The organism is Paenibacillus zanthoxyli JH29, from assembly GCF_000520715.1.
Taxonomy (GTDB): Bacteria; Bacillota; Bacilli; order Paenibacillales; family Paenibacillaceae; genus Paenibacillus_AQ; species Paenibacillus_AQ zanthoxyli.
The window spans coordinates 1-1,259 of record NZ_ASSD01000519.1 but is presented as its reverse complement, the minus strand read 5'-3'; the positions used below and the strand labels follow the sequence as shown (position 1 = coordinate 1,259).

The 1,259-nt window shown below is 51.2% G+C and carries 2 protein-coding genes; both read left to right on the top strand.

The genetic code is table 11. The features are described from left to right. A partial coding sequence (locus L691_RS0120020; RefSeq protein ID WP_036737447.1) for a transposase occupies positions 1–681 on the top strand: 681 nt, incomplete at its 5' end. Between the two features lie 2 nt (positions 682–683). Beyond that, entirely contained in the window at positions 684–1,259 is a 576-nt protein-coding gene (locus tag L691_RS0120015) for a hypothetical protein (RefSeq protein ID WP_025692133.1), read from the top strand.

Below are 1,259 nucleotides of genomic sequence, written 5' to 3'. Positions count from 1 at the left end.
CGACGAGGTGTCGTCACCTCCGAGCGTAATTGTATGCGGCTGTATGAACGTTATCTCACGTTGCTCCGTGCTTCGGTGACCAACCATCTTCGCAAGACCTTGGCCGAAGTCGTGCAGGAACACGGCGGCTTGCTTCTTTCCATGGACGGCGTTCAACCCGAAAAGGGAAATGAAACCCTGTACGTGGTACGCGAAGGATTCAGCGGCAGCATTTTGGCTGCAAAAAACTTAAAAAGCGGCAGTGCTGAAGAACTGAAGCGTCTGCTTGAACCGGTAGAACAACTTGGCTTCCCCGTCATTGGACTACTTAGTGATGGTCAGCACTCCATTCGCCTGGCTATGTCCGGTATGTGGCCGGAAGTGCCTTATCAATATTGTCAGTACCATTATCTAAAAGATATTGCCAAGCCCGTCATGGAGCTTGACCGTAAGCTCAAGACCGGGATTAAGAAGAACTTACGGGGGATTCGCCAATTGGAAAAACTGGTCCATCCCGACGATTCCGAAGATGCCGCCATTGCCAGAGACTATCTGGCAGCGGTACGTTCTGTGTTGCTCGAAGATGGCAACCCGCCACTGGATCTCCCGGGTATTCGAGTCTACGAAGAAGCCCAGGCCATTCGAACCTCGCTTCAGCGAAGCGCTAAAAAAGGGGGTTCGCCTACAGCGAAAAGCTACTAAAGTTGTTTGAAAGGCTGGATAGCTTCCGCTCCTCGTACGAGAACGTGAAGCGCTGGCTACGACCTCTGGAAGACGCCGCCCATATTTTGAGTGCTCCTGCGGAGCAAACGGCGGACTGCGTTCGTGTACAAATGCAGTGGTTGAAAAATGAATTGAAGAATACCTATACCCGCAAAGAAGACACCGTGATGGTGGAGAATTTTGAACGATACACCACCGGATTTTGGGAAGGCTTGTTTGCCTGTTACGACACGCCTTACTTACCAAGGACCAATAACGACCATGAACGATTTTTCCGCCGGACGAAGACGCGTCACCGCCGAATGACCGGACTTCGCAGTTGGAATCGCTACATCTGGCGCAGTGGAGAATTCGTGATCTGGGTAGATGACGCATTGAAGCAAGACAACCTGCTGAAACGGTTGCACTGTGTAGATTACGAAAGTTACCTTCGTGAACGTTCGCGATGGGAATCCCGGCTTCTAGAAGGCACAAACCGCCTTCGCTTCCGTCGAAACCCTAACCTTTATTTACGTTGTCTCGAAAACCGTGTCTGTTCGTTAATTGGGCAGACGTAG